The 23,112-nt window shown below is 43.6% G+C and carries 6 protein-coding genes; all 6 read right to left on the reverse strand.

The window, feature by feature from the left end; translation table 11 throughout:
- Positions 1 to 18: 18 nt before the first annotated feature.
- Positions 19 to 867: an aspartyl/asparaginyl beta-hydroxylase domain-containing protein gene (locus AABK37_RS05920; protein ID WP_432550674.1), complete on the reverse strand. Its 849-nt coding sequence runs from the start codon at positions 865 to 867 to the stop codon at positions 19 to 21.
- Positions 868 to 963: 96 nt separating this feature from the next.
- The gene (locus AABK37_RS05925; protein ID WP_432550675.1) at positions 964 to 6,858 is read right to left on the reverse strand and encodes an SDR family oxidoreductase; all 5,895 of its coding nucleotides are present in this window, start codon (positions 6,856 to 6,858) and stop codon (positions 964 to 966) included.
- Entirely contained in the window at positions 6,855 to 10,325 is a 3,471-nt protein-coding gene (locus AABK37_RS05930; RefSeq protein ID WP_432550676.1) for a non-ribosomal peptide synthetase, read from the reverse strand. The genes AABK37_RS05925 and AABK37_RS05930 overlap by 4 nt, the downstream gene beginning before the upstream one ends.
- A gap of 77 nt (positions 10,326 to 10,402) precedes the next feature.
- Positions 10,403 to 15,046, reverse strand: coding sequence for an SDR family oxidoreductase (locus AABK37_RS05935; RefSeq protein ID WP_432550677.1), 4,644 nt, complete (start codon positions 15,044 to 15,046; stop codon positions 10,403 to 10,405).
- Entirely contained in the window at positions 15,039 to 19,781 is a 4,743-nt protein-coding gene (locus AABK37_RS05940) for an SDR family NAD(P)-dependent oxidoreductase (RefSeq protein ID WP_432550678.1), read from the reverse strand. The genes AABK37_RS05935 and AABK37_RS05940 overlap by 8 nt, the downstream gene beginning before the upstream one ends.
- Before the next feature lie 74 nt (positions 19,782 to 19,855).
- Entirely contained in the window at positions 19,856 to 23,086 is a 3,231-nt protein-coding gene (locus AABK37_RS05945; protein ID WP_432550679.1) for a non-ribosomal peptide synthetase, read from the reverse strand.
- Between the last annotated feature and the right edge of the window lie 26 nt (positions 23,087 to 23,112).

Here is a 23,112-nt window from a genome sequence, read left to right on the forward strand (position 1 = left end):
CAAGTCTGATTGATTAATTTATTTTAAATTTTTTAATAATTTCTTTAAGTATTGTGAATCTTGTGTTCCGTTGTATCCACCTTCTACTCCTATCAAATTGAAATACTTGAGTGCTAACTGTAGTAGATTCTTTTCAATTTTTGTCAGTTCAGGATGATATAAATCTAATAATAAAACAACTCTATTTTCTTGACCTTTATTCCAGGCTTCGTGTATAAAACTATTGTCAAAAAATAAAGTCTCTCCTCTAGCCCAACTTCGTGTTTCACCTTTGACTTTGATACCACAACCCTCTGGGGTTTTTATTCCCAAATGACATGTTAAAGAAATATTTATATCATCAGTGTGTGGTGGTAAGACAACTCCAGGTTCCATGACGATAAACACTACTTCTCCAGCGAAAGGGTAGAGAAAAGGTTTCAGCTTACTCACAATATTTACTGTTTTTGGAAAAAGAGACAAAGCTGCTTCTGTAAATTTACCCTGTCTCCAAATTAAGTAATACTTCCAATTTTCATCTTTATCCTTGAGTGTTTCACCAAATATTTCACTTGGCTTGTACCTTGGAACAATACTATGCCCGGATGATAAGTAAGCCAACCACTCATTTTCTATATCACTGAATCCTTTTTTGAGGGTGTCTGATACAAATTTTAAATCCTTATAATCATCAGATTCGTACCAGGGTTTGTGAGTAATACCAGGGTAGATAAATTTGCTTGATTTATCAGTTGAATTGAAAGTTTGTCTAGCTATTAACTGAATTGCCTCTTCAAAGCGATGAACATTTCCTTGTGGATACAATAATTTTAATAACTTAAGCAACAAAACGGAGAATCTAGTTTTTGTGGAATTTCCCTGAAGCATTATATACTCCTTCAAAGTGACAAATAATATTCTTGATAAATGGCGCTTGTTAATTCATTAGAGAAAGTGATGATTGTATAGTCATATTAAGTCCAACTAATTACTTAAGTTTTGCGAAGCAAGTATTGTCTGCGCCTCATCTTCTGATAGTTGTTCAATATCTGCTAAAGCTTTAGCTAAATCTTCCAAATCTGTCTGTTCAGCCAGCTTTTGTACAATCACCTCAGCCAACTCAGCTACTGTCGGTCTATTAAAAAAGCCCTTATATGAAAGTTCTATTTGGAAAGTTTTGCACAGTTGAGAAACGAGCTGAGTGGCAAATAAAGAATCTCCTCCTAACTCAAAGAAATTGTCGTGAATGCCTATTTGTTCAATACCCAGTAGTTGTTGCCAGATATCTGTAAGGCTTCGCTCAACTTCGTTGCCAGGAGCAACATAAGCATTCGCAAGATTGGGGCGGGAGTGGGTTGGTTTGGATTGACTCAGCTGGGCTAATTTTTCCTCCAAGGACTTAACTGATTTCTTTGGCTTCATCAGGCTGGAAAAATCTTGAGTTGATACAATGACCTGAGGAACTGTACTATTGCATAAAATGCGTTTAAATGCTTCAATGCCCTCTTCATAGGTCATTCCTCCTGTCAACTCTTCTCCTGTTATCTCTTTATGCCGTGCTTCGACAGGAACTGCCATTCCTAAACTGTTCCATCTATCCCAGTTAATAGATTTGATAAATGTGCCATATTTGGAAGCACTGTAGTGAGCGAAAAAGTCAAGGAAGGCATTTTCGGCGGTATAATCTACCATCCCGGATGCCCCAGCAAATGAACTCAGTGATGAACACAGGACAAAGAAATCCAACTTGGTCTGTTTGAAGAGAGTTTCTAGTACTCGCGTTCCCCGCACTTTCGGTGCGATCGCATTTGCTGCATCTTCTTTTGTTTTTAGTTGAATCATCCCTCCGCCGAAGACTCCTGCCGCATGAATCACTCCATTGATCTGACCAAATCGTTGATTTACTTTTGCGATCGCCTCCGACATTTGTTCAGAGTTAGCAACATCAGCACCGATCACCATGACTTCTGAACCTAGTGCTTCGATACTTTGCAATTTGCGAATTTTAGAACTGATGTCATCTTGCTGATCATGAGTGGATAGCCATGTTTCCCACTCGTCTGGTTCCGGGAAAGGCGATCGCCCTAACAATACTAATTTTGCCTGTATACTCTGTGCCAAATATTCTGCTAGTGTCAAACCAACTCCCCCCAATCCACCAGTGATGAGATAAACTCCTCTTTCTCTTAATCGAGGATTTTCTGCAAGGGTTGCATCTAATCGGACTGGTTCAAAATCTTGCACCCAGCGGTGGAGTCCACGGTAGGCAATAACTTGGTTGGAAGTTTGGCTAACTAGTTCCGCTAGTAGTTGGTCGATAAGTTGCTGCTGTTGGCTACTTTCGGATTTTGGAACAACAATATCAATGCTACGGCAGCTGATGTTTGGGTACTCTAGCGGTATGACTTGACATGGTCCAAGAACTAGTGCCTTCTCCGGACACAGTACCTCTGCACCCGTTACTGCCTGCATATTGTTTGAGATAATTGTAATTTGAGAATCAGTTGGATTGTGTTCTCCAATTGCCTGGGCAAGAAACAGTAAACTGTAAAAGCCTAGTGCCTCAATTTTCTTTTGTAACTCAATTTCTGATTCTGATTCTATGTCGGTTGTGACGCTCCATAAGTGAACTATTTTGCTGGGAATTAAATTTCGTTCACGCAGTTCTTTGAGGAGAGTATCGTAGTCATCCCGTTGTTGAGGATGAATCGTATATCTGCACTCACTCTCACGCTCAAATTGTTCTCCGATTTTTACAGTCACAACATTCTGACGCGCAAGTGCTAGCCGCTGCACCATTTTTTCGCTTAACCCGCACTCATCCACAAATATTAACCAGTTCCCCGGTTCATTTGTCCCAGTTCCAGGTATAAATGATTGCGGCGGCATCGAGCGTTTCCAAGAAGGAATGTAAAACCAGTCGGCAATATCAGGTTTTTTGTCTGGAGATAATTGAACATCTTCTCTTTGAAGCAGAACTGTAAATGCAGTAGGTGCTGAGTCAGTTGTCGAAGCTCTAGCTAAGAGTATTTCTTCCCCGAAAGCTTCTGTTTCTGAGAAAACAGCTACCTCACCAAATCCATGCGATCGCAGTTTTTCTTGCCATTGCTCTTTAGACAAAAATGGATTACCTCGGCTGCGTTCTTCATCCTCTAACGGATTCATTAGCAGACCGTCTGTAATGTCAAAATCTAATTGAGGTTGAGTTATCTCCCAAAGCAACAAAAATCCTCCAGGAGCCAGCAAAGAGCGTACGTGATCTAGAGTTTTTTCAATATTACGGGTTACGTGCAATACATTTACAGCGATGACAACATCAAAGCTGTCGCTGGAATAACCTTGCTCAGTCGGCGATTTTTCAATGTCTAAAAAACGATACTCGACGAAAGGATAAGCAGCGAACTTTTCTTTGGCTCGGTTTAAGAGCAAACCACCCACATCGGTAAAGGTGTAGTTTGTTTGTTTTGGAGGCAACACAGGCAATAATTCGGTCGTGGCAATACCCTGTCCACCACCGATTTCCAAGATTCTTAAGTTCACGTCTTGCGGTAAAGACTTCACCACTTGTTCCAGACTTGCCCGGAGAATTCCTTTTAAGTAGGTATTTAAGGGCAATTCAGATTCTGATGTTTTTGCCTTTTGATCTGCCGTAGCAAAGTACAACTCTAACGGTTCTTTTTCCCCCATCAGAACGGCTGGCAGATTTTCGCCACACTGCTCAATTAAATCTACCATTTGGGGCGTGTCTGCCCATCTGTGTTTAATTTTTTCTAGCAGAGTATTTAAATACTCAGTAGAAAATGGTACAAACTTAGTAAACAGTTTCTGCTCCTGCTGTAAGTGACCTTGCTCTACCAACACATCCAAAAAGCGACATAACAATTGCTGATAGCGAGGAACAATATGGCATTGCTCAAATAACTCTTCAAAAGAATATTTATCATCGGAGTTACTAAAAGCACCTAAACTCCTCAGGGCAAGGTTAATGTAAGTAGTGCATAAACGATCCGACCACTGTTTGTTCGCCAAATAAGTTTGTTCGTCAAGTGTCGCGATAGTTGCACGAGCCTGCGTTTCCCCTGCTTCTAACAGAGATTTCCACAACTGGGTTGCTGTTAGTCTTGGCTGCAACTGTCCTGCTAAAAGTGATTGTTTTGGAGGTTCAATCCAGTAGCGCTGACGCTCAAATGGATAGGTCGGCAAGGGAATATGATGGCGTTGTTCATTGGCATAAAAACCAGACCAGTCTACTTTGACTCCGAAAAGCCAGAGTCTACCTAAAGTGTTGAGTAAAAATGCCACATCTGACTGTTGCTCCTGTGGATGGCGGATTGAAGTCAGCACTACTGGCTTGTAATTATAATGCGTAAGCGCGAAAGTACTCAAAGTTCTTCCCGGACCAACCTCTAGCAGTATGCGCTCAGGTGTTTTGAGTAACTCAGTTATTCCCTCGCTAAAGCGCACAGTTTGCCGTAGATGTTTTGCCCAATAGTTGGGGTCTGTTGCTTCTGCTGTTGTAATCCAAGTACCACTCACATTAGACACAAACGGAATTTTCGGGGGATTGAGTGTGGCTTTTTGTAACGAATGAGAAAATGGCTCAAGAATTGGCTCCATCATTTGCGAATGAAAGGCATGGGATGTATGCAGTCGCCGACAGCTTACAGCTTTTTCTTGTAGCTTTTGATGCAATCGTTCAATTGCCTCGGTTGGACCAGAAACCACACAGTACGCAGATCCATTGCTTGCGGCTAAAGACAGTTCCCTTCCCAATAGGGGTTGTACCTCTTGTTCGCTAAGTTGAACAGAGAGCATTTCCCCACTGGGGAGTTGCTGCATCAGTCGTCCTCGGGTTGCGACTAGCGCTAAAGCGTCTTCGAGCGAGAAAACTCCAGCTAAAGTGGCTGCCACATATTCCCCAATACTGTGACCAATCATCGCTTCGGGACGCACACCCCAAGTTATCCACAACTGAGCTAGGGCGTATTCAATAGTAAACAGCGCTGGCTGGGCAACAAAAGTCTGTTTCAGTTGCTCTGCTGCCTTTTCTTTCTCTGCTTCATCAGGATACAGTACATGGCGGAGGTCAAAACCCAAGTGCAGTTTAAGTAGTTCACAACAGTTATCAACTGTTTGAGTAAAGATTGGCTGACTCTGGTAGAGTTCCCTACCCATATTCACGTACTGTGTTCCCTGACCGGAAAACATAAAAACGACAGGACGATTGGAAGGCTGCTGGTAGTGAGTGAACACTCGTTGTGGATTTAAAGTAGAAAGCACCTTCACTGCATCGTTAACGTCTTGGCACACCACCATCCGGCGATGGTCGAAAGCTCGACGACCCACACTAAGAGTGTAAGCGACATCAGCGAGATTAAGATCGGGATGCTGCTTTAAATGGTTAACTAAATTTGTAGTGGCAGTTAAGAGTGCTGATACCGTTTTGGCAGAAAGAACTAACAGCTGATATTTCCTCCCCTGCTCCCCCTGCTCCCCCTGCTCCCCCTGCTCCCCCTGCTCCCCCTGCTCCCCTGCCCCCATGCTCCCCTGCCTCTCCACAGGGGCTTCTTCGAGAATCACATGGGCATTCGTCCCACCAATCCCAAAGGAACTAATACCTGCACGTCGGGGGGTGCCGTTTGTTTTCCATTCGGAAAGTATAGTATTAACGTAAAAAGGACTGTTAGTAAAATCAATCTGGGGATTGGGTTCCTCAAAGTGTAAGCTAGGTGGTATTTGTTTATGCTTGAGAGCTAAGACTGTTTTGATCAAACCCGTCACCCCAGCAGCAGCGTCTAAATGTCCGATGTTTGTTTTCACCGAGCCGATCGCACAGAAGCCCTTTATCTCAGTACTGGTTCTAAAAGCTTGTGTTAGCGCGGCAATTTCAATCGGGTCTCCTAGTGATGTCCCTGTCCCGTGAGCCTCGATATAGGTAATCGTTTCGGGTTCAACCTCGGCAACTACTTGAGCTGTTCTAATCACCTTGGCTTGACTATCTATACGAGGTGCTGTATAGCTTACCTTGAAAGATCCATCGTTATTGATAGCGGAACCTTTGATGACCGCATGGATAGAATCTTTATCTGCTAGAGCATCTTCTAATCTCTTCAAAACTACAATGCCTACACCTTCGCCGCTAACAGTTCCCTGTGCTTTGGCATCAAAAGCGCGGCAGTGTCCGTCAGGAGAGCCAATTCCCCCTTCTTTGTAAAAATAGCCACTTTTTCGGGAAGAACTTATAGAAACGCCCCCAGCCAAAGCCATATCACATTCACCATTTAGCAAGCTTTGACAGGCTAAGTGAACAGCAACTAATGAAGTTGAGCAGGCAGTTTGAACTGTATAGCTCGGACCAGTTAAATTAAGTTTGTAAGAAACACGTGTTGTGAGATAATCTTTGTCACCTGCGATCGCCAGTTGGTGAGAATCTATAGAATTGATAATATTTTGGTTTAAATAAATATTAAGTAAGTAGCTACTTAAGCTAGATCCTGCGTAAACTCCTATCGAACCTTTGTAGGTTTGGGAGTCATAACCGGCATCTTCAAGGGCAACACACGCACATTCCAAAAAAAGACGGTGTTGCGGATCGGTGATTTCGGCTTCTCTAGGATTGAAGCCGAAGAATGAAGCATCAAAAAGTTCTACATCTTCTAATACAGCCCGTGCTTTGATAAACTTTGGGTTATTAAGTGTAGCTGAATCTAGCCCTGAAGATAACAGTTCTTCATCAGTAAAAAAAGAAATTGACTCTATACCATTTTGGAGATTTTTCCAAAACTCATCAACATTTTTTGCTCCAGGAAAGCGCCCTGCTACACTAATAATTGCTATTTCGGAACCATTTCTCTGAGCAGATTCTATCGGAGTACTCATTCTTCCTTAACTCCTTTATTATTCATCATTGACTTCATTTTTTGAAGACGTTTTTTTTGTTGAGATTTTCCAGCAGATATTTTTTCTATTTGAATATGAGTTTCATTTAAAGATGATGTTTGATTTTTAGCTTGAGTGAAGAACTCTGCCAGGGAACTTATGGTCGGGTATCTGAACAAATCGAGCAATAATAAATCGGTTTTGAATATTTCATGTAATTGAGTATGAACCTTAACCATTAGCAACGAATGACCACCAAGTTCAAAGAAGTTATCATGAATGCCTATCTTCTCGATATTGAGAGCTTTTTGCCAAATTGTAGCGATCGCCTGTTCCATCTCAGTTTGTGGCATCACATAAGCAACTTCCAACTCTGGACGCAGAGTTTCTGGTGCGGGTAGCGATCGTCGATCAAGCTTACCGTTAGGCAAAAGCGGCAGGGCTGGAAGTATTACGAAAGTCGAGGGCAGCATGTATTGTGGTAGCTTCTCCTCAAGAAAGCCACGCAGTTCAGTGACTGTAAGTGTCTGCTCTGGATGAGGGCTTACATAGGCTACTAAGTGCTTATCACCCTGCTCGTCTTCCCAAGCCACTACCACCGCTTCGCGAACTTTAGCGTGTTGCCTCAATTTCGATTCAATCTCGCCTAGTTCGATGCGGAAGCCCCGGATTTTAACTTGATGATCTATGCGTCCGAGAAGTTCAATGTTTCCATCGCTTAGGTAGCGTGCCTTATCGCCGGTTTTATACAGGTGCGTCCCTGATTTCTCGCTAAAAGGGTTGGGAATAAATTTCTCAGCAGTGAGTTCAGGACGATTGAGGTAGCCCCTGGCAATACCAACACCACCGATATACAATTCACCTGGTACGCCTGGTGGTGTAGGGTTGAAATGTTTGTCTAGTAAATAGATTTGGGTGTTGGCAATAGGACGACCAATAGGTACACTATAAACTGATTGGTTTTCTTGGCAGGTAGCTGGTTCATAAATTGTTACACCAATCGTTGCTTCAGTCGGTCCGTAAGCATTAAGCCAACGGATGCGCGAGCCTACGAGTTTCTGCCAAAGTACAAGTTTTTCTGGTAAAGTTTGCTCGGTTCCTACAATCACCAAACGAAGCGTGGAAGGTAATGGTGCTTTTGTTTGAGCAAGGTCGGATACCCACTCATGCCAGTATGCAGTTGGTAAATTGAGAACAGTTAGTTTTTCCTGTTCCAAAAATTGGAGGAAGTGTGCAAAAGCTAGTACCCGATTAGGTCGGATGACAACAGTTGACCCGCTTAACCATGATGGGAACAGCTCTTCTGCTGCAACATCAAAGCTAATAGAAGCAAATTGGAGAATGCGGTCTTCTGGTTGAAGTTGATAAGCTTTTGCAGCAGCAATGCTGTGGTTCACCAAAGCTTGGTGGGTAATTAAAACGCCTTTAGGTGTTCCTGTAGATCCGGAGGTGTAAATTACATAAGCCAGATTTTCGGCTGTCACGCCGCTATTGAGGTTCTCTGTGTAATCCTGACCATAGAAAGAGGCTTCTGTCTCCCAGTCTGCGTCTATGCATACAACTTTAGCCTTATGTTGAGGGAGTTCCGCAACTAACTGCTTTTGGGTAAGCAATACTAGTGGTTTTGCATCTTCTAGTATTAAAGCCAACCGTTCCTGTGGGTTAGATGGCTCTAATGGTACATATGCACCACCAGCTTTTAAGGTTGCTAGAATTGCGATCGCCATGTCAAGCGATCGCTCCATACAAATTCCCACCAGAACCTCTGGTTTTACCCCAAGCGATCGCAAGTGGTGCGCTAGCTGATTAGCTCGCTGGTTCAGTTCCCGGTAGGTCAACTGTTGATCTTCAAAGACTACGGCAATGGGGTCAGGCGTTAGCGTTCGCGTAGCGTCTCCGTAAGGAGAAGCTCCTCCAGAGGAGGTTCGCTCTACCTGAATTTCAAATAACTCATGGATGCACTGGTTTTGAGGATAGTCAACTAGAGTGTTATTCCACTCTACCAGAAGTTGTTGCCGTTCCGCCTCACTTACAATTGACAGCTTTGATATTTGCTGGTCGGGATTAGCGACAATACCGCAGAGCAAGGTTTGAAAGTGCCTTAGCATCCGGTGAATTGTGGCGGCATCAAACAAATCTGTATTGTACTCCAAAGTTCCAATCAGCCCTTGCTCTTTTTCTACCATACCTAGGGTCAGATCAAACTTCGCCGTTTCTTTGTCGAACTCCAAAGGACTCAAGGTTAAACCTGCTAGCTCCAAAGTCGTGGTTGGGGTATTCTGGAGTTGGAACATCACCTGAAATAATGGTGTATGACTCAGGTTTCGCTTTGGTTGCAGTTTCTCCACTAGCTGCTCAAAGGGCAAGTCTTGGTTAGCATAAGCCCCCAGAGCAACCTCTCGCACTCGGTTTAAAATCTCCCGAAAACTCGGAGTACCCGAAAGGTCAGTACGCATGACCAAAGTATTGACAAAAAATCCAATTAGCCCTTCTATTTCAGATCGGTTACGACCAGAGATGGTAGTGCCTACTACGATGTCGTCCTGACCTGTGTAACGGTAGAGCAACGTCCCAAACGCTGCCAGTAATGTCATAAATAGCGTCGCCTTTTCCTGCTGACTCAGTATCTTAAGAGCTTCAGTTAAAGACTTGGGCAAAGCCAGAGATTGCTTTGCGCCTCGGTTGGTCTGAACTGCCGGACGAGGGCGGTCAGTGGGTAATTCTAGTATACTTGGAGTAGTACTCAACTGCTGCTTCCAATATGACAGCTGAGCCTCTCGCATTTCTCCCTGGAGCCACTGACGCTGCCAAACAGCAAAATCTGCATACTGGATTGGGAGTTCCGGCAGCGGTGAAAGCTTACCCATAGAGAAGGCTTCATACAGAGCCACTATTTCTCCGATGATTACCCCAAAAGACCATTGGTCACACACAATGTGATGCATTGTGAACAGCAACACGTACTGAGCTTCATCTAATTGCAGTAGAGTGACTCGCACCAGTGGATCGTTCGCTAAATCAAAAGGTCGCGCCTGCTCGTCAGTAACAAGGCGTCGTACCTCTGCCTCTTGCTCATTCTTTGGAAGCAATTGTAGATCTACTATCGGTAGAGCTAAAGCCAAGGTTGGGGCTACGATCTGAAATGCTTGCCCATCCACCATACTAAAATTAGTACGCAAAACTTCGTGACGCTGCACGATTTCGTTAAGACTTTGTGCCAGTGCGGTCACGTTAAGCGAGCCATTGAAGCGGAAAGCGTAGGGTTCGTTGTATAAGGATTGACCGGGTTGCAACTGGTCGAGGAACCACAGGCGCTCTTGGGCAAAGGACAGAAAAGCAGGGTTCTGTTGTGAACGGCGAGGAATACCCTGATCTGTAAATTTACCTTGCATCCACTTTTCAAAAAGCGCCCGTTTTGCTGTTGATAAATTAGATTTTTGCCCGGAAAGCGCATCTGGTTCAGACATGTTGCTACTTTATTGCTGTTTTAATAACAGATGAAAACTAGTTTGTACTCCGCTGAAAAACGGGTTTTTAATCAAAATTAAACTCCTAAAAGACGTTGAGCTTCTTCTTCAGATAATTGTTCTATTTTCTCCATAACCATTTGTTCAATCAGTTTGGCTAACTCGGCAATAGTAGAGTATTCAAAGAAGATACTGCGTAGAGATAACTCTATTGGGAAAGATTTTCGCACCTGAGAAATAACTTGGGTTGCTAGCAGCGAGTGTCCACCCAACTCAAAGAAGTTATCATGAATGCCTATCTGCTCGATTCCAAGAAGCTGTTGCCAGATGTTAGCAACGGTTTGTTCGACAAAAGTGCGGGGAGCAACGTAATCATTTTCCAACTTGGGGCGAGGATAAATAGGTTTGGATAAATTGGACAGCGCTAATTTGTCTTGGGAAGAATAGTTCTGCTCAATATTTGGTAATGATTCAAGCTTTAACCATTGCTCAATCCTTGCTTGCAAATCCCCTGTAGAAACAACTACTTGATTTACTCTACTCTTGGATAAAATGCGTTGAAAAGCCTTTACACCTTCAGTAGGTATTATAGCTAATCCAGCCAAAGTTGTTTTATAAGTTATATTTTGTTCTTGTTGTTCTCTAAGTTGCCATACATCCCAGTTAACGCTGATCCAGGGGACAGGATTTGTTTGACTTTGTTTGTGGGCAAAAGCATCCATAAAGATGTTCGCTGCCGAATAAGCGACGTATCCTAATCCACCCAAAATCGATGCTAAAGAGGATAGCAAAAGACAAAAATCTAGCGCTTTTTCCTGCAAAACTTTTTCTAGTACGAATAGTCCATGCGCTTTTGGTTGAAATTGACACTGGCAATCAGTTATATAAGTTTCTTGAATAGCTCTTTGTGATTTTTCTCCAACAATTCCTGCGGCATGGATGACACCATGAATCTCGCCAAAGCGCTCGGTGACTAACGCGATCGCTCTTTCCATCTGTTCTAGATCGGCGACATCGGCACTCTTGACCAAAACCTCTGCACCTAACTCCTCTAGCGCCTGCACTTTTTTTATTTTGATGCTTACAGAATCCTGGTCATCATGAGTTGCTAGCCATTTTTCCCACTCATCTTTTTCCGGAAGACCAGAACGCGATATCAAGATTAGTTTAGGCTGCACTGTCTGGGCTAGATACTCCGCCAGTATTAGACCAATGCCTCCCAAGCCACCAGTAATTAGGTAAACTCCTTTTTGCCGCAGCCGTGTTTTCCCTGGAATTGCTTTTTCTAAGTGGACTGCTTCAAAAGTTTGTACCCAGCGATGATGACCTCGGTAGGCAATTACTAAGTCAGTTGGCTGTGCTGTAAATTCTGCTATAAGTTGTTCTATCAGTTTCTCCTGTTGCCCGGTTCCGGATTTAGGAATAACAATATCAATGTTGCGGCAGGCGATATTCGGATATTCTTGCCCAATCACTTTACATGGTCCCAATACAGTTGCCTTCTCTGGACATAAGCTTTCGTCACCAGTCACATCATGTATGTTGTTGGTCACAACCTGGATTTGAAGCGCATCTGTAATACCTTGTTGTCCAAGTGCTTGGGCTAGAAAAAGCAGACTGTAAAAGCCAAGAGCCTGACTTGTTTCAAAGGACTCGATTCCTGAGGGTGTCTGATCGCTTGCTATGATACCCCATAAATGAATAATCTTTTGTGGGGTTAAATCCCGCTCATCAAGGGTTTGGAACAAGGCGTCATAGTCATCTCTTCGTTGGGGGTTGATGCAATATGCGCGATCGCCAAGTTTAGTAAACTGCTCTCCCACTGTTACGGTAATAACATCTTGACCTTGTTGTTGTAGGCGTTTTACTATAAGCGAGCCGACATCACACATATCGACAAAAACTAACCAACACGACTTCTGCTTTGCCAGTTCTGCATTTTCAACAGGCTCAAGCGGTTGGGACTGCTTCCAGACTGGGATGTAGAACCAATCGGCAAGATTCAGCTCTTTGTGTAACGGTTCTTGGTACGCAGTCACAGAAGTGGCTGAGGGTTGTGGTTCAATCCAGTATCTTTGTCGCTCAAATGAATACATTGGCAAGGGAACCCGATGACGCCGTTCATTGGCGTAAAAGCCTGACCAGTTTATTTGTGTTCCGGTAAGCCAGAGCCACGAGAGTGTGTTCAGCAAAAAGGCGACATCCGACTGTTGCTCTTTTGGATGGCGTAACGAAGAAAGTACAATCTGTTGTTCGTCTTGTTCTGGATGCTGTCTAACTAAAGTACTTAATGTCCGCCCTGGACCAACTTCCAAGAGAATTTGCTCTGGCTTTTGCACTAACAATCCAACCCCCTCAGCAAAGCGCACTGTTTGCCGTATATGCCTCGCCCAGTAGCTTGGATCGGTTGCCTCTGTTTTAGTAATCCAAGTGCCAGTCACATTGGACACAAAAGGAATTTGCGGAGCCTGAAGGTTAATTTTTTTAACCTCTGTCATGAACGGCTCAATGATTGGCTCCATTATTTGAGAATGAAAAGCACCCGATATATGCAGACGGCGACAGTCAACCCCTTGCTCAGTCAACTTGTTGTGCAATTCAGCAATTGGCAACCTAGGTCCTGAAACCACGCACAGAGATGGCGCGTTGATTGCAGCTAGGGCAAGTTCTTCGCCAAGCATTGATTGCACTTCGTTCTCCGGTAGTGGTACGGAAAGCATATCACCAGCAGGCATTTGCTGCATCAGTTGTCCACGGGCTGCTACCAACGCCAATGCATCTTCTAGAGAGAACACACCAGCTAGGCAAGCTGCTACATACTCTCCTATACTGTGACCAATCATTGCAGAAGGACGCACTCCCCACGCCATCCACAATTGAGCCAACGAGTATTCAATCACAAACAGCGCAGGCTGGGTGATATGAGTCTGTTTAAGGTGCTGTGTTGCCTCTTGGATCTGTTCTTTGCTAGGATACAGCACAGAGCGCAAATCAACTTCCAAATGAAGTTTTAGAAGGTACGAGCATTTATCAACCTGTTCTCGGAAAATTGGCTCGCTTTGGTAAAGTTCTCGACCCATCTCGACGTACTGTGCGCCCTGTCCGGGAAACATGAACACAACAGGGCGATTGCAGGGCTTTTGGTAGTGGGTGAAAACTCGTTGAGGATCTAGAGGTGATAGTGCTTTCACCGCATCTTCAAGGTCTTGGCACACCAGCATCCGCCGATAATCAAAAGCGCGACGACCCACACACTGGGTGTAAGCTACATCAGCGAGATTAAGATCGGGATGCTGCTTTAAGTGGGCAGCTAAATTAGCTGTGGCGGTTAAAAGTGCTGTACTAGTCTTGGCAGACAGTAACAACAACTGCCAGGGACGAGCCGGACCAGATGGTTCAACAACTGGGGCTTCTTCAAGAATCACATGGGCATTAGTCCCACCAATGCCAAAAGAACTGACTCCCGCACGGCAAGGAGTGCCGTTCGTTTTCCAATCAGACAATGTGGTATTGACGTAAAAAGGACTGTTGGCAAAATCAATTTCGGGATTGGGTTGCTCAAAATGCAAGCTGGGTGGTATTTGCTTGTGTTTGAGTGCAAGGACGGTCTTGATAAGGCTTGCAATACCAGCTGCCCTATCTAAATGTCCGATATTAGTTTTTACTGAACCAATCGCGCAGAAGCGCTTGTTGTTTGTTGCCGCACTAAATACTTTTTTCAGCGCCCTAACTTCAATAGGATCGCCCAGAACTGTACCTGTTCCGTGACATTCTACATAAGTAATTGTCTCAGGAGCAAACTCAGCGATCGCCTGAGCCTCGGCAATCACCTCGGCTTGTCCATTGACGCTGGGTGCTGTATAACCCACTTTCAAAGAACCGTCGTTATTGATGGCTGAACCCTTAATAACTGCATAAATGCGATCGCCATCTGCCAGTGCTTCCTCTAACCTCTTTAGCACAACAATGCCCATACCGTTACCGAAAACGGTGCCTTGTGCTTTAGCATCAAAAGTGCGACAATGACCATCGGGAGAAGTCATTCCGTCTTCTTGATGTAAATAACCTTTATTTTGCGGAACTCGTACTGCAATACCACCAGCTAGCGCCATGTCACATTGGTAACTCAACAATCCTTGACATGCTAGATGAACTGCTACCAATGACGTGGAACAAGCAGTACTGACGTTAAAGCTCGGTCCTTTGAGGTTCAATTTGTAAGAAACTCGTGTAGGTATGTGGTCTTTATCATTACCACTAACAACGATTGTCCCACTTAGCGATTTGAGAAGGTCATGATTTGAGATCAGGTTGTTCAGTAAGTAGGTACTTAGGTTGCTGCCTGCGTAAACTCCTATCAACTCTTCATATGTTTCAGGGTCATAACCTGCATTTTCAAGAGCTTCCCAGGCACACTCCAAAAAAAGACGGTGTTGTGGGTCCATAACTTCAGCTTCCCTTGGCGTGAAGCCGAAGAATCGAGCGTCAAACATCTCTATGTCTGACAGCCCAGCTCCTGCTTTTACATAGTGAGGGTTACGCAGCAAAGTCGGGTCTACACCTTCTGATAGTAATTCCTCATCAGTAAAAAATGAAATCGACTCTCGTCCTTGCGACAAATTCTGCCAAAACTCATCAGTACTTTTGGCTCCAGGAAAACGACCAGCCATCCCGATAATGGCTATTCCTTTTAAGGAATCGTGAGATTCAGGGTTATCCATTTGTCTTGTTATTTTGCTTGATTAGTTTTCGCTTCATCTGTTGGCTGTTTTCTTCAATAGCTTGTTTTCGCCTCTTGGCACGGTCAGTGACTTGCTGATAAACAGGTTGTTCATCCTCTTTGCGGGTGAGATATTCTGCCAGAGCATTTATGGTCGAATATTCAAATGAGTCGGATATTAATATATCTTTGTTAAGCTTTTCTCGCAGTTTGCTGCGAACTTTAACTATAAGAAGTGAATCCCCACCAAGCTCAAAGAAGTTGTCGTGAATTCCTATCGCCTCAATCCCAAGAAGTTCTTGCCAAATGTCAGCAAGCGTTTGCTCAGTTTCATTTTTGGGAGCAACATAAGGATTAATTAATGATGGTCGTTGTTGTGTTGGTTTGGATAAGTTAGCCGTCTCTAACAGTTTAGGATAAGATTTAGCTTTAAAACCATTATCATGTTTACCGTGAATTAAAAAATCACGACTCTGGAGATCGTAAGTAGACACAATAACCTGGGATAGGGTACTTTCTAGAATTCGTCTAAAGACTTCTATTCCTTCTAAGGGTAATAACTCTTGTTTCAATTGAGATGTTTGGGAAATATCCGAAGTTTGATTTCGTTGCCGATCTGCCTCTGCTGCCATCCCCACTTCCTGCCAAGCACACCAATCAATAGCTACGGTGAATGTGCCATCTTGGTGAGTCTTATGGTGAGCGAAGGCGTCAAGAAAGGCATTTGCACCAACATAATCGACCTGCCCAAATCCCCCTAAAATTCCAGTACGCGCTGAACAAAGAACAAAGAAATCCAGTTGAACATCCTTGAGGATACTATCAAGAACCAGGGTGCCTTTTACTTTAGGTGCTAGAATACTTTCTGCCATTTCCGGTGTTTTTCGCTGAATCACGCCACCACCGGGAACCCCTGCTGCATGAATGACACCATTGAGTTGACCAAATTGCTTTTGTGCTTGAGCGATCGCTTGTTGCATTTGTTCAGAGTTGGTCACATCAGCGCTGCTCACCAAAACTTCTGCACCCAGTTCTTCTAGTTCAAGCACTTTCCGAATCTTACAACTGATAACATCTTGCTCATCATGAGTGCTCAACCATTGTTCCCATTCGTCTCTAGCAGGAAAAGCAGAACGTCCAGTCAGAATCAATTTGGCTCCTACTTGAAGCGCCAGATGTTGAGCTAGCACAAGTCCAATACCTCCGAGTCCACCTGTAATCAGATAAACTCCCCTTTCTTTTAATCTTGGTGTTTCTTTTTTTGCTTCATCCAATCGAATCGGCTCAAAGTTTTGCACCCAACGATGAAAACCACGGTAAGCAATAACTCGGTCAGAAGTATCAGCCTGTAGCTCAACAAGCAGTTGGTCTATGAGTTTTTGCTCACTCCAGTTTGCTTCTTTGGGAATAACAACATCAATGCTACGACAGCTGATGTTTGGGTATTCTTGAGGAATGACCCTAATAAGTCCAAGTAAAGTAGCTTTTTCTGGACACAGTAACTCTTCGCCTGCTACTTCCTGCATATTATTGGAAATAACCGCGATTTGAAGCTCATCAGTAAAATTCTGTTTTCCGAGTGCCTGTGCTAGAAAGAGCAGACTATAAAATCCTGTTTCTTGAGATTTATCAACGGTTTCCAGTTCTAACTCTATGCGATCAAAAGGTGTGACACTCCATAAATGAACAATTGTTTTTGGGAACTTGTTTTGTGCTAAAAGTTGATTAAGTAAAGTTTCATAGTGATCGCGTTGTCGAGGATTTAGAGTATATAAGCGATCGCTTAGTTTAGTAAACTCCGACCCGATCCTTATAGCGATCGCATCTCGATCCTCAAGTTCGAGTCGTTTCACCAGTTCTTCACCCAAGCCGCACTCATCGATAAACACAAGAGTGCAGGACAAAACTGGATTCTCACTTGGTTGATTAACAGCTAATGGGGAGCGTTTCCAAGATGGAATGTAGAACCAGTTTGCCATTTCCGGATTTTTGCGTAGAGAGGTTGTAGGCATCTCTACATCCGTCTTGACAGCGTTTGCTTGTTTTTTAGGTGAAATCCAGTAACGCTGACGCTCAAAGGGATAAGTTGGCAAGGGTAGGCGATGACACCGCTCACGGGTATAGAATCCCGACCAATCTACCTGTACTCCAGCAAGCCATAGCTGACCTAACGTATTTAACAAAAACGCTATATCTGAGTAGGACTCTTGCGGATGGCGTAACGAAGTTAACATAACTTGTTCAGCCGCTTTATCTGGATGACGTCTAGCTAATGTAGTTAACGTCCGCCCAGGTCCTACTTCTAGGAGAATTTGCTCTGGCTTTTGCAGCAACTGAGCAATACCCTCAGCAAAACGCACCGTTCGTCGTAGATGCCTTGCCCAATAGCTTGGATCGGTTGCGTCGCCTGCCGTAATCCAGGTACCACTGACGTTGGATACAAACGGAATTTGCGGTGCTTTCAGGTTAATTTTTTTGACCTGTGCCATGAACGGCTCGATGATTGGGTTTATCATCTGGGAATGAAAAGCACCCGATGTATGCAGACGGCGACAGTCAACCCCTTGCTCGGTCAAAGAGTTGTGCAATTCATCAATTGGCAATCTTGGTCCTGAAACCACGCACAGAGATGGCGCGTTGATTGCAGCTAAGGCAAGTTCCTCACCTAGCATTGATTGCACTTCTTTCTCTGCTAGGGGTATAGCCAGCATATCCCCAGCAGGCATTTGCTGCATCAGTTTTCCACGGGTAGCAACTAGCACCAATGCTTCTTCTAAAGAGAACACGCCAGCTAAACAAGCTGCAACATATTCTCCTATACTGTGACCAATCATCGCTTCAGGACGTACTCCCCACGCCATCCATAACTTTGCTAGAGCATACGAAATCACAAACAGCGCTGGCTGAGTAATATAAGTTTTTGTAAGCTGCTGTGTTGCCCACTGTCTTTGTTCTTCGGTTGGATACAGAATAGTGCGTAGGTCTAGCCCCAACACTGGTATAAGTATTTCACAGCAATAATCAACCTGTTCTTGGAAAATTGTCTCTGTCTGGTACAGTTCTCGACCCATCTCTACATACTGAGTCCCCTGACCGGGAAACATAAACACAACCTTTCGCTCACAAGGTTCGGTGAAATGGGTAAAAACTCGTTGCGGGTCTTTTGTTTCTAAAATTTTGACTGTATCGTTCAGGTCTTGACAAATCACCATCCGGCGATAATCAAAAGCTCGGCGACCTACCCCAAGGGTGTAAGCGACATCAGCCAAATTGAGATCGGGGTGCTGCTTAAAGTGTTCAACTATATTGGTTGTGGCAGTTTCTAGTGCCGAGTTAGTCTTTGCGGAAAGCACTAACAGTTGATATTTCCTCCCCTGCTCCCCCTGCCTCCCTTGCTTCCCCTGCTCCTCCACAGGGGCTTCTTGAAGAATCACATGAGCATTAGTGCCACCAATGCCGAAGGAACTGACTCCTGCACGTTTGGGGTGTCCGTTTGACTTCCATTTTGAAAGCTTGTCATTAACATAAAATGGGCTGTTAGCAAAATCAATCTGGGGTGATGGTTCTTGAAAGTGCAAGCTAGGTGGTATTTGTTTGTGTTTGAGCGCTAAAACTGTCTTGATTAAACCTGCAACACCAGCAGCAGTATCTAGGTGTCCAATGTTCGTCTTTACCGAACCAATAGCGCAGAAATCCTTCTTTTGAGTTTTGGCGCGAAAAGATTTGGTAAGCGCTGCAATTTCAATGGGATCTCCTAAAACTGTTCCAGTGCCATGAGTTTCTACATAGCTGATTGTCTCAGGTTCAACCCTAGCTATTGCAAGTGCTTCAGCAATCACCCTAGCTTGACCATCAATACTCGGAGCTGTATAGCCAACTTTTGAAGAACCGTCATTATTAATAGCTGAACCTTTAATAACAGCATGAATACAATCTCCATCAGCGATCGCATCTGCCAGTCGCTTTAAAACGACTATGCCTACACCATCACCGCCCACAGTTCCTTTTGCCTGAGCATCAAAGGCGCGACAGTGTCCGTCGGGAGACAAAATTCCCCCCTCTTGATAAAAATAGCCAGCTTTTTGTAACCCTGTTACAGAAACTCCACCAGCCAAAACCATATCACATTCACGATCTATTAAGCTTTGACAGGCTAAGTGAACGGCAACTAATGAACTAGAGCATCCAGTTTGGACAGTAATAGCTGACCCCTTCAAATCTAATTTATAAGCAACTCGCGTAGTCAGGTTATCTGTACGATTGTTATGCCTAATTTGGTCAAGACCAACTAATTTTATCAGTTCGGTGTTGGAAAAAATATTAAATAAAAAGTACGAGCTAATACTGGCACTACCATAAACACTAATCCGACCTTCATAGGTTTTAGAATCATAGCCAGCACTTTCAAGAGCCTCCCAAGCAGTTTCCAAAAAGAGTCGGTGCTGTGGGTCCATTATTTCTGCTGTTCTGGGAGAGTAATCAAAGAATGAAGCGTCGAATAATTCTATATCTTCCAGTACAGCATTTGCTTTAACATAATTGGGGTTACTCAGTAAAGATGGATCTACCCCTACAGACTCCAGTTCTTGATTTGAAAAAAACGAAATTGATTCGATACCATCTCGCAAATTATGCCAAAAAGCATCAAGATTCCTGGCTCTAGGAAACCGTCCAGACATACCAATAACAGCTATATCTAAATCGCCTATTTGATTTTGTTTTTCTAGGCTATTCATCACAATTTCCTTCTTTCTAACTTGATGATTTGCACTGATGGTGATTTAAGTGCCCTGTTTTTTCTCAGATAATTTTACCTAGATTGCGCTCTTGCCTGCCTTGAAGCAATGCGGCTTTCAGCTCGTCGATCGCTTTCCTCAAAAGCGGATGTTTCAGTCTGTTCTTCAGTTAAATATTTAGCCAAGGAATTTATAGTTGGATATTCAAACAAATTTACTATTGATATATTTGTGTTTAAAACTTCTCGCAGTTTGGCATGAATTTGAACAAGAAGTAATGAATGACCGCCAAGATCGAAAAAATTATCATAAATGCCCACCTTCTCAACATGAAGCATCTGCTGCCAAATATGAGCAATGGTTTGCTCGACTTCAGTTTGAGGTGGTTCATAAGTTACTTCTAATTCTGGACGGCGATCGTCTGGTTCTGGTAACGCGCTGCGGTTGACTTTTCCATTAGGTGTCAGTGGTAAAGTTTTCAACATCATGAAAGTTGAGGGCACCATGTATTCCGGCAGCTTTTCTCTCAGGAATTTGTGCAGTTCACTAACACTGAGTTTTTGTTTTTGCTTAGAAACAATGTAGCCTACCAAGTACTTGTTGCCAAACTCTTCTTCACGAACTGAAACTACAGCCTGTTGCACTTCCGGGTGTTGACACAGTATGGTCTCAATTTCTCCAAGCTCAATACGGAAACCCCGAATCTTCACCTGACGATCGACCCGTCCAAGAAACTCAATATTGCCGTCGCTTAAGTAGCGAGCTAAGTCACCAGTTTTATATAAGCGCGACCCTAAGTTAGATGCAATCAATCCCGTCTCTGCAAAAAGGTTGGGAATGAACCGTTCCGCTGTTAGCTCAGATCGATTCAGATAGCCGCGAGCTAAAGAAGCACCGCCGATGTATAGCTCACCTGTCACGCCAATGGGCACGGGTTGCAGTTGCTCATCAAGCAGATAAATCTGCGTGTTAGCAAGTGGACGACCAAGCGGAATCTGTGAACTATAATTAACTTGCCCATCCTCAACCGCGAAAGTAGTAACCCCCACGGTAGCTTCTGTGGGACCGTAGTGATTGAAAATAAGGCAGTCTGGCGCAGAGGCGTGAATCTGCTCAATAAGTTTCCAACTTGCTGCTTCACCACCAAGAATCAGTCGCTGGCGGGGCAAAATTGACTCGGATGGTGCAGATGCAATCAGGGTGGCAAGGTGGGAGGGTACAATTTTCAGACAGTCTATAGGATATCTGCGGCAGTATTTTGCTAGGGCTGCTGAGTCAGTAGCACACTCGGCAGACAAAACATGCAGACACCCTCCAGTACAAAGAGAAGAAAAAATTACAGTGTTACCCAAATCTGCTGCAAGGGTGGAAACAGTGGCGAAGTTGGCTGTTGCTGATAAGTTCAACCTATCTGTGATTCCGTTGAGATAATTCAGCAGTTGTCGATGTTCAATTGCCACCCCCTTTGGTGTACCAGTAGAGCCAGAGGTGAACAATACATAGACCAAATTCTCAGTTGTCACAACACTTGTGGGATTCTCATCACTGTGTTGAGCAATAATATCCCAGTCCGTGTCTAAGCGGACAATCTGCGATACATATGTTGGTATATCTACTAATCCCTGTTGTGTCAATAGCACTGGTACTTGAGCATCCTGCAATCGGCAGGCAAAACCCGACTGTGGTAATGCTGGATCTAGGGGTAGGTAGGCTCCACCAGCTTTGAGGATGCCCAAAAGTCCAATAATCATTTCGAGCGATCGCTCTACACAAAGCCCAACTAAAACTTCCGGCTTAACTCCCAATGTTTCCAAGTAATGAGCTAGTTGATTAACTTTTTGGTTAAGCTCTGCATAGGTCAGTTGCTGGTCTTCAAATATAACGGCAATGTTATTAGGTGTTTTTTGTGCTTGTTCTTCAAACAGTTGATGAATACATTTGTCTTGTGGGTAATTAATCCGCGTTTGGTTAAACTCAACCAGCAACTGTTGGCGATCGCGCTTGCTGAGAATCTCTAATTGACTGATTTTATCTTCTGGATTTGCAGTTGCACTGCTTAATAAAGTTTGAAACTGTCCAGCTATACGCTCAATAGTATCAGCCGAAAAGTAGTTGACATCATAGTATAATTCTGCTATCAGCAAATTATTGCGTTGAGTGCAGGTGAGTTTTACTTTAAACGGTTCAATACAACTGTAATATTTGTCAAGATAAAATGAAACATCGGCGGCAATGAGTTGTTCTGGTAGTTTCTCAAACTCGAAACCAACAGGAAAAGCTAGTATACTATTATTTTCTAGTGGTTCTGGAACGAAATAATCTTGCCATTCTGAAGCAGCCTCTATAGTTTGTTCAGCTAGTTCTAAAAGTTCTTTAAAGCGTAAGTCTGGTGTCAAATGGCTTTTAATTGGCAACCAGGTAGCAACAAGTCCTAGTAAGTTATGTAGTTCTTCATAATCTCTGCGATCGCAAGCCATACCAATGACAATATCTGGCTGTCCTGTAAGTCTAAAAATCAGCGTTTGCCAGCAAGCTAGTAAGACGACAGCAGCGGAAGTATTATACTTTTGGGCTAAAGTTTCAATTTTGGCTGTCAGTTCGGGAGCGATCGCCAGTCGCAAACACTCAGGCTGGAATTGTGATTGTTTTGCAGGTTGGCTTTCAAAAGGCAGTCTTAATGTAGTTTGGGAAGCAAGCTTTTGCTCTTGCCAGTATTTCTTAGCAAACTCTGCATCTTCGTCTTCGAGTAATTGATTCTGCCATTCTGAGAATTGCAGGTATTGCACAACTTCTTGTGATACTGCCTCACTTTGCAAGCAAGCAGAATATGAATAGCTGATTTCTGCTACTAGATTTTTGAGTGTCCAAGTATCAGCACAAAGGGAAGGTAAGCTGATTATTAAAATATATTTATGTAGTGGCAGCGTCAATAGGCAAGAATGCAACAGTAAACCTTGCTCAAAGTCGAAATGTTGGTGTCTGTGTTGTTGGAAAGTAGCTTCAATTTTAGCTTCTTGTTCCTTTGGTTCACAATCACTCAGATTGATTTCCTGCCACGACACAACACTACTATCTGCTATAACCATGACCGGAATTTTGATACCTGACAAGCGATGAAAGCGTGTCCGGAGAATTCCATGTCGATTGATGACTTGTTGTAAAGCGGCTTTTAAAACTTCTGGTTTGAGATTGCCTTCGAGGAGAAGTGCACATTGAGCAGAATAAGTTGAATTATATTGCTGTAATAACCAAAGACGCTTCTGTTGAGGCGAAAGTTGAAAGCCGCTAACAGTTTTAGTGTGCATATGCTTTATTTATAATATGTTTAACA

It is taken from the genome of Tolypothrix sp. VBCCA 56010, from assembly GCF_050875635.1.
Lineage (GTDB): Bacteria > Cyanobacteriota > Cyanobacteriia > Cyanobacteriales > Nostocaceae > Hassallia.

Bases quoted from the DNA above. Each gene is read 5' to 3' on its own strand.
- AABK37_RS05920 (WP_432550674.1), bottom strand. From the start codon at position 867: ATGCTTCAGGGAAATTCCACAAAAACTAGATTCTCCGTTTTGTTGCTT.
- AABK37_RS05925 (WP_432550675.1), bottom strand. From the start codon at position 6,858: ATGAGTACTCCGATAGAATCTGCTCAGAGAAATGGTTCCGAAATAGCA.
- AABK37_RS05930 (WP_432550676.1), bottom strand. From the start codon at position 10,325: ATGTCTGAACCAGATGCGCTTTCCGGGCAAAAATCTAATTTATCAACA.
- AABK37_RS05935 (WP_432550677.1), bottom strand. From the start codon at position 15,046: ATGGATAACCCTGAATCTCACGATTCCTTAAAAGGAATAGCCATTATC.
- AABK37_RS05940 (WP_432550678.1), bottom strand. From the start codon at position 19,781: ATGAATAGCCTAGAAAAACAAAATCAAATAGGCGATTTAGATATAGCT.
- AABK37_RS05945 (WP_432550679.1), bottom strand. From the start codon at position 23,086: ATGCACACTAAAACTGTTAGCGGCTTTCAACTTTCGCCTCAACAGAAG.